The following is a 7,539-nucleotide window of genomic DNA, read 5'->3' on the forward strand; positions in this document are numbered from 1 at the left end:
TCAAAATGAAAGGAGATTGTCGTACATTCGATTAAAATAAATTATAATGAAACATTATAAAAGCCTTACAGAGTTACACACGGGAAATGGCTGGGACGCCCCGGAAAATCCGCTGTTCAGTATGATCGGCTGTCAGGCAGCCTGCCCATTGGGAAATAGGGAATTTACCACAGATTGTTATATCATTGCTTTTAAAAAGATAAAATCAGGGATGTTTATGTACGGACGTACAAAATACGACCACGATAACGGTTGTCTATTCTTTGCTAAACCACGACAGATCATTGAGATGAAAGACCTTGAATTTGAAGAAAAAGGCTATATGCTTATGATCCATGAAGATTATCTGAACGGGCACGAGCTCTTTAAAAGCATTAACAGTTATGGCTTTTTTGACTATGATGTAACCGAGGCTCTGCAACTTTCTCCAAAAGAAGAGCAGATAATTCTGGAGCTGCACTCGAAAATTCAACGCGAATATTTTAATAATCCCGATGAATACAGCCGCGAGATTATTTTGAGTCATATTTCTTCCATCTTGAAATATGCGCAACGTTTTTACAAAAGACAGTTCATAGACAGAGAACAGGTTAATGGTAAAACAGCATCTAAATTCAATGAGATCCTCAAAAAATATTTTGATGAAGGAGGTCTGGAAAAGGACGGGCTGCCAAGCGTTACCTATATTGCCGATCAGCTATTTATTTCACCACGTTATTTGAGTGATGTACTAAAACAGGAAACAGGGAAAACTGCTTTGGAGCTCATCCATATATTTCTTATTTCAGAGGCTAAAAATCTATTGAGATTGGGAGAAAAGGGAGTTGCGGAAATAGCCTACCATTTAGGATTTGAGAATGCCTCCTATTTTACGAAATTATTTAAGAAGCAGACGGGTATGCGACCACTGGAATTCAGAAAATCACAGCTGAATTAATTTCAATGTTAACTTACAAATGCATACATTTTACATGTGTGCATTCTTTTTGTTCTTTATTGACAATCTGAATTGGGAAGGGTTTTGATTTTCAAATCTAAAGAAAAACTTATTGAAATGGCTTGCGTCAGCAAAACCAAATTCCAGAGCTACCTGAGAAAGCGTCAGGTCACTGTGTGCAATTCTACTTTTGATCATTTTGATTTTTAGTTCACTGATGTATTGATTGATGGGCATCTCCATCTTATTTTTAAAAAATTGCCTTAATCCAGAGTCTGATAAACTAAAATGTACAGCAATCGTTTTAATCAGTAATTTATCAGGCTCATGGATGTACTGATGAATATAATTTTGGATGCGTTCTATCTTGGATATAGCTGAAGTATCTGCTATTTTATCCGTACTTATTTTTAAATGCTGATCCATTATGAGAAGTAAGCTTCGAAGCAGATGGGTATGGACCTCTGTAATTTTCTCGCTATAATTTTTCCACTCCATAACCATTATATCGATAATATTTCTTAGAGTCTTGTAAAGCTGCGAATCCTCTGATGCTTTGTTTGAATAATTCCATTCCATCGCCAAAAATATCAGTAGGTTGTCCCAATAATCGGTCATACTGACATTGGTCCCATTTTTCAGGACGGCCGGCAGAAATTTTAAAACGCTGAATTGTATCTCTTCAATAATTTCGAAATCATGAACATCCTCCGGGGCAAGAAAGAAGATTGTATTTTTTTTGAAATTGTTTCTTTTTCCATTCAAAATATGAATACCGGATCCCTCGCTGATCAACATAAGTTCATAATGATTATGGCTATGCAGCGGAAAAGGCCACTCCCTGGTTTTAAAATGTCTGATGAAAAGCGGATCAAACTGAATAAGTTTCATTGTGATGATTTGTACAAAATTACTGTCGTAATGTACAATATTTTATTTTTCTTCAATCATAAGTTTGCATGAAATTACTTTACAATGTCTAAAAATAAATTTACAATTCCTGTAATGGCATTCTCGGCTGGCGCCATTGTAGCTAACGTTTATTACAGTCAGCCCCTTCTGAATGAGATCTCTCATTCGTTGAACAGCCATGAAAATAATGTTGGAAAAATATCGGTATTAGCTCAGGTCGGTTATGGATTAGGGATGTTTTTCCTGCTGCCTTTGGGGGATAAAGTCAATCGCAAACGTCTGATTTTATTTCTTTCTCTGTTGTTAGCAGCAGTACTCGTAGCCATATCCTTTACTACAAGTCTTCCTACGTTATTGATTTTGTGCTTCCTGACGGGTGTCCTTTCAACTCCAGCACAGATCATCCTGCCGATGGCTGCGGCGCTCAATAAGGAACAGCGCGGTAAAAATGTCGGCATTGTTTTTAGTGGCATTCTTTGCGGTATCTTAAGTTCCCGTGTTATTGCAGGATGGCTAGCAGATCTTTATGGCTGGCAAAGTGTGTTCTTGTTTTCAGCCGGATTGATCATTATCAGCTTGTATCTAATGTCTAGGTTTCTGCCTGAAATTCCGCCTAAATTTAAAGGGAATTATCTCAATCTATTGTCATCAACACTAAAGCTGATCAAAAAATTTAAAACTTTGAGACAGGCCGCTTTACTTGGTGCTTTTACTTTTGGTATATTCTGTTCATTCTGGACGACATTAACCTTTCATCTTAGTGGGGAACCGTTTAATTACTCAGTGTCGACTATTGGTATGTTCGGCCTGATAGCAATAGGAGGTGCACTTGTCGCTCCTTATTTTGGCAAGAGGGCAGATAAGGGAAATGTATTCAATAATCTTTATTTTACCGTCGGACTGATATTTTTAAGTCTATTGGCTCTATTAATATTTCCATTTTCTCTATGGGTCTTACTGTTGTCCATTTTCTTCTTAGACATTGGTGTTCAGGCAACACAGATCACAAATTTCACCAGAATATATGCTCTCGACGAGGAATCTCACAGCCGTCTCAATACAATCTATATGACTACCTACTTCATCGGTGCAGGAGTAGGAACGTATTTTGGGCTGCTGAGCTGGAGCATTGGTGGTTGGACAGTTGCCATCATTCAGATGCTTGTCTGGTCTTTTATTGCATTTGGAATTATTACGTTATCAAGAGCTCATAAACTATAAATAAAATTCAGATGAAACAGATTGCAATAATAAGTGATATCCATTCTAATTTAACCGCGTTGATTGAGGTTTTGGCTGACATTAAATGCAAGGGCATTAAAGATATTTATTGCTTGGGTGATCTTGTCGATTTTGCACCTTGGGGCAATGAGGTGATCCAGCTTGTACGGGATCTTAAAATACCTTGTGTAATGGGAAATCACGATGAACGCATTGCCTTTGATCTGCCTATTATTAACTTAAAACATCACCATCTACAAGAATCCTTAGTCAGGCATAAAGCAATCACAATATCCAAAAAAGAAATTACAGAAGATCATAAAAAATGGCTGCGGACTTTACCTGCAAGTCTATCTGTTACGCTGTCAGATGAAGATTATGCCTGTAAAATACTATTGGTGCACGCTACTCCCTTCAGTAATGATGAATACTTGTTTGAGAAAGATCCCAAGTTGGGCTTAGCAGAATACCTGTCTGTTCATAATTATGATACAATGGTAATGGGGCACACGCATCAGCCATATATTCAGAGAAGTTCGGGAAAGCTTCTGATTAATGCCGGCTCTGTTGGGAGAAGCAGGGAGGCAGACAGAAAAGCCTCCTACTGCTATTTAACGTTAAACAAAAATAAGATAGAAGTTGAAATTGTGAAAATAGATTATGACACCAGTTTTGTGGCTCAACAGATTTATGCAAGTGAAATCCCAGATTTCTATGGGGATTTTCTCTTACAAAAATAAGATATAATTGTTTTTTGTATTTCTGTACTATTCTTTCGGATAAATGAACTATTTATCCAGCAGCTGCCGAGCTAACTTTGTCTTATCAAAATCAATAAGAGACAATGATAGGCAATATGAAAACGAAAGCAATTATACTGAGTTTATTTTTAACCCTAGCAATCTCTGCTAAATCACAACTGCAGAAAGTAGCTATTTCCCATACTGTTTGGAACGGTGTTACAACAAGTTCACACGGAAGAGTCTTTGTTAATTTCCCAAGAATTGAAGGTGACAAAGGAATGAGAATCGGGGAAGTTCTGAAAAACGGAAAAATCATTCCCTATCCAAATGAAGACTGGAACAATTGGGAATCGGGAGCAGACGTAAATGAGAAATTCGTAAGAACCAATTCTCTGAGAGTCGGACCGAACGGTTTGCTTTGGATTGTCGATACGGGAACGCCTTCGATGGGACAAAATCCATTATCAGGAAATGCTTTGAAACTGGTTTCTATCGATACTAAAACCAATACCGTTCAGCAGATTATTCCACTTTCAGGAATTGCAAAACCTTCGACTTTTATTGATGATCTAAGAATTTCGGGAAATACGATTTACCTGACCGACGCGGGCGAACCGGCTTTAATTATTTTGGATAAAACGACGGGAAAAGGCAGACGTGTTCTAGAAAATCACCCTTCAACCACCGACAATTTACCGATAAAAGCAGAAGGAAAAATAATGAAAGATGAAAAGGGAAATGAAGTGAGAATCCACGCAGACCAACTGGAACTTTCTCCCGATGGAAAATGGCTGTATTTCCAGCCTGCAAGCGGCCCGCTTTGGAGAGTTGAAACTCAATTTCTGAATGATGAAAATCTATCCGAAAAAGATTTGACGTCCAAAGTTGAATTATTCTACAAAACCCCATCAACAGGAGGAACCGCCATTGATGCAGAGGGAAATATTTATGTAAGCGATGTCAATACAAGTGAAATCATCAAAATATCACCGGAAGGAAAAGAAAGACTGGTCATTAAAGATAAAAGATTGCTTTGGGCAGACGCTTTATGGATTGATGACGACGGATATCTATGGATTCCGACAGGCCAGCTGAACCGCTTGGCTGCATTTCAGAACGGAAAAAGCAAAGTGAAATTTCCGGTGGTGATTTACAACCTGAAAATCAATGCGAAACCATTAAGAAATTAAATTGAGTTCAAGATTTAAATTAAAGTAATTCAAATAAATAACATTAAAAAAATATCAATATTATGAAAGCAATTGTTTTAAAAGAAGCCGGAAGCGTAGAAAATTTAGCATACGTAGAATTGGCAAAACCAACCATTAACGAAGGCGAAGTATTAATAAAAGTAAAAGCCATCAGCATCAATCCGGTAGATGTGAAAAGCCGTGCCGGAAAAGGTGTTTACGGAAGAATCAAAACAGAAAATCCATTGATTTTGGGTTGGGATATTTCAGGAATTGTGGAAGAAACTAAAAGCTCAGATTTTAAAGTTGGCGATGAGGTTTTCGGAATGGTTAATTTCCCCGGACACGGAAAAGCATATGCTGAATATGTCGCAGCTCCGGCCAATCAACTGGCTTTAAAACCTAAAAATATCTCTTTTGAAGACGCTGCGGCTTCCACTTTGGTTGCGCTTACAGCCTATCAGGCTTTGGTTCACAATGCGAATATTCAGCCAGGGCAAAACGTTTTGGTTCACGCCGCTTCGGGTGGAGTGGGACATATCGCGGTGCAGATCGCCAAACATTTGGGGGCGAAAGTAACGGGAACTTCTTCCGCAAAAAACAAAGATTTTGTTTTGAGTTTAGGCGCAGATTCACATATCGACTATCACGGTTTCGACTGGAAATCAGCGGGCAGAACTTTTGATTTTGTGTTGGATACAATTGGCGGAGACAATATCGACCATTCCCTTGAAGTAACGAAAGAAGGCGGTTCCATCATCAGTATTCCGACGGGTTTGAATGAACAGGTGACTTCAAAAGCAGAATCAAAAGGCGTGAAAGGCTATTTTATTCTCGTGCAATCCAGCGGTGAAGATATGAAACAGATTGCTTCTTTATTGGAAAGCGGTGCTGTAAAACCTCACGTTTCAAAAATATTTCCTTTCGAACAAATGAGAGAAGCCCATCTGGAGCAGGAAACTGGCAGAACAGTTGGTAAAATCGTGGTGACTTTGTAAAATCTATTATTTAAAATTATCAAAATGAACTTAAAAAATATAGCAGTACTGGCAATGGCATTGGTTTCATTAGTCGCCTGCAAAGAATCTTCCAAACAACCCAAACAATTGGGTAATAGCGAAGTTTTGACCGAAAAAAATACACAGTTAGAAGAGGTTTTCTCAGACAGTACGTATCAGTTAACGGGTGTTGCCGTGGCAAAAGATAACCGGGTCTTTGTGAATTATCCTTATTGGCTGGACACCCATTCCTATTCCGTGGTTGAGGTGAAAGACGGAAAACCGGTTCCGTATCCTGATGTGGAATGGAACAGTTTCAAAAAAGGTGAAGACGGACAAAACAAATTTGTAACGGTACAGTCTGTAGTTACCGATGACAAAGGATTTCTTTGGGTAGTGGATGCGGCAGGAATCGGACTTGGAAAAGTGTATCAACACAGCAGTAAAGTGGTGAAAATCAATTTAGCCACAAATAAAATTGAGAAAATCTACAGATTTCCTGAAAATGTGGTGAACGAAGATGTTTACATCAATGATATCCGCGTGGATAATGAAAATGGTTTTGCGTATTTAAGCAATTCAAATACAGGCGGAATCGTGGTTTTGAATATTAATACGGGAGATTCAAGATTGGTTTTAGCCAATTCTCCATCCGTGAAATCTGACCCGAATTATCATTTTTCTCCTTTAGGTACAGAACTTAAAAAAGGCGACGGTTCTTTGCTGAAAGTGAATTCAGATGGAATTGCACTGACTCCCGATAATCAGTATCTATACTACAAACCACTTACGGACAACCGCTTGTACAGAATTAAAACCGATTTGTTGAGAGATTTTAAAACCAATGAAGTTGTCTTAAACAAAAGTGTAGAAGATTTAGGGAAATTCATTACGACAGACGGTATGATTTTCGATAAAAAAGGAAATCTGTATTTGGGAGATTTGGAGAAAAATTCAATCGTGAAAATTACTCCGGATCTGAAAATGCAGACGATTGTAGAGGACGATGAAAAACTGATCTGGCCGGACAGTTACAGTATTTCTGATGATGGATATTTATACATTTCCAATTCTCAGATTCAGCTGATGCCTTGGTTTCACAATGGGAAAGAGCAGTTTAAAAAGCCTTTTAAAGTGTTTAGAATTAAAATTTAAAATCCAATTAATTCAATTACAAAAATGAAGAATCTATTATTAATGATGACTATGCTGTTTGCTATGAAAATTTCTGCCCAAAATGTCCAGACATTTACCTTGAAGGAATTACCAACAAAACCCGTTAACGAACTTCTCACAAGAGGAATGATTTCCGGTGAACAGGGAACGATCGGATATTTTACTTATAAAAAAGGAGCGGTGGTTCCGACCCATCAGCACTCCAACGAACAGTATTCTCTGATTACCAAAGGAAGTGTAAAAGTGAAAATTCTGGACAAAGAATATATCGTAAAAGCCGGAGACGGAATCATCATTCCACCGAATGTTCCTCATAGTTTTACGGCGTTGGAGGATGATACGATTGACATCGATTTTTTCAG

At 38.1% G+C, this 7,539-nt stretch carries 8 protein-coding genes; 7 read left to right on the plus strand and 1 reads right to left on the minus strand.

Annotated elements, in window-relative coordinates; translation table 11 throughout:
- Nucleotides 1-46 precede the first annotated feature (46 nt).
- Nucleotides 47-937 (plus strand): helix-turn-helix domain-containing protein, encoded by an 891-nt coding sequence (locus BUA89_RS03610; RefSeq protein WP_072953248.1) that lies wholly within the window; start codon nucleotides 47-49, stop codon nucleotides 935-937.
- A 30-nt stretch (nucleotides 938-967) separates the two neighbouring features.
- Here the strand turns inward: BUA89_RS03610 and BUA89_RS03615 are convergent, their stop codons facing one another.
- Complete coding sequence (locus BUA89_RS03615) at nucleotides 968-1,828, minus strand: helix-turn-helix domain-containing protein (protein WP_072953249.1); 861 nt, start codon at nucleotides 1,826-1,828, stop codon at nucleotides 968-970.
- Nucleotides 1,829-1,912: 84 nt separating this feature from the next.
- Between BUA89_RS03615 and BUA89_RS03620 the strand changes: the two genes are divergently transcribed.
- From BUA89_RS03620 to BUA89_RS03645, 6 genes are all read left to right on the plus strand, one after another.
- A complete protein-coding gene (locus BUA89_RS03620; RefSeq protein ID WP_072953250.1) occupies nucleotides 1,913-3,070 on the plus strand; it encodes an MFS transporter in 1,158 nt (385 codons plus the stop codon).
- An 11-nt stretch (nucleotides 3,071-3,081) separates the two neighbouring features.
- Entirely contained in the window at nucleotides 3,082-3,810 is a 729-nt protein-coding gene (locus BUA89_RS03625; RefSeq protein ID WP_072953251.1) for a metallophosphoesterase family protein, read from the plus strand.
- 116 nt (nucleotides 3,811-3,926) lie between these two features.
- Nucleotides 3,927-5,003, plus strand: a complete 1,077-nt coding sequence (locus tag BUA89_RS03630; protein ID WP_072953252.1) for an L-dopachrome tautomerase-related protein — start codon at nucleotides 3,927-3,929, stop codon at nucleotides 5,001-5,003.
- A 62-nt stretch (nucleotides 5,004-5,065) separates the two neighbouring features.
- A complete protein-coding gene (locus BUA89_RS03635) occupies nucleotides 5,066-6,001 on the plus strand; it encodes an NADP-dependent oxidoreductase (RefSeq protein ID WP_072953253.1) in 936 nt (311 codons plus the stop codon).
- Between the two features lie 24 nt (nucleotides 6,002-6,025).
- The gene (locus BUA89_RS03640) at nucleotides 6,026-7,156 is read left to right on the plus strand and encodes an L-dopachrome tautomerase-related protein (RefSeq protein WP_083531583.1); all 1,131 of its coding nucleotides are present in this window, start codon (nucleotides 6,026-6,028) and stop codon (nucleotides 7,154-7,156) included.
- 24 nt (nucleotides 7,157-7,180) lie between these two features.
- Nucleotides 7,181-7,539 (plus strand): cupin domain-containing protein (locus tag BUA89_RS03645; protein ID WP_143152255.1); only part of this gene is annotated, 359 nt, incomplete at its 3' end.

Origin of the sequence: Chryseobacterium arachidis (assembly GCF_900129245.1) — a bacterium.
GTDB classification, from domain to species: domain Bacteria; phylum Bacteroidota; class Bacteroidia; order Flavobacteriales; family Weeksellaceae; genus Chryseobacterium; species Chryseobacterium arachidis.

Excerpts from the sequence above, each read along its gene's own strand:
- BUA89_RS03610 (WP_072953248.1), top strand. The coding sequence starts at position 47 with ATGAAACATTATAAAAGCCTTACAGAGTTACACACGGGAAATGGCTGG.
- BUA89_RS03615 (WP_072953249.1), bottom strand. The coding sequence starts at position 1,828 with ATGAAACTTATTCAGTTTGATCCGCTTTTCATCAGACATTTTAAAACC.
- BUA89_RS03620 (WP_072953250.1), top strand. The coding sequence starts at position 1,913 with ATGTCTAAAAATAAATTTACAATTCCTGTAATGGCATTCTCGGCTGGC.
- BUA89_RS03625 (WP_072953251.1), top strand. The coding sequence starts at position 3,082 with ATGAAACAGATTGCAATAATAAGTGATATCCATTCTAATTTAACCGCG.
- BUA89_RS03630 (WP_072953252.1), top strand. The coding sequence starts at position 3,927 with ATGAAAACGAAAGCAATTATACTGAGTTTATTTTTAACCCTAGCAATC.
- BUA89_RS03635 (WP_072953253.1), top strand. The coding sequence starts at position 5,066 with ATGAAAGCAATTGTTTTAAAAGAAGCCGGAAGCGTAGAAAATTTAGCA.
- BUA89_RS03640 (WP_083531583.1), top strand. The coding sequence starts at position 6,026 with ATGAACTTAAAAAATATAGCAGTACTGGCAATGGCATTGGTTTCATTA.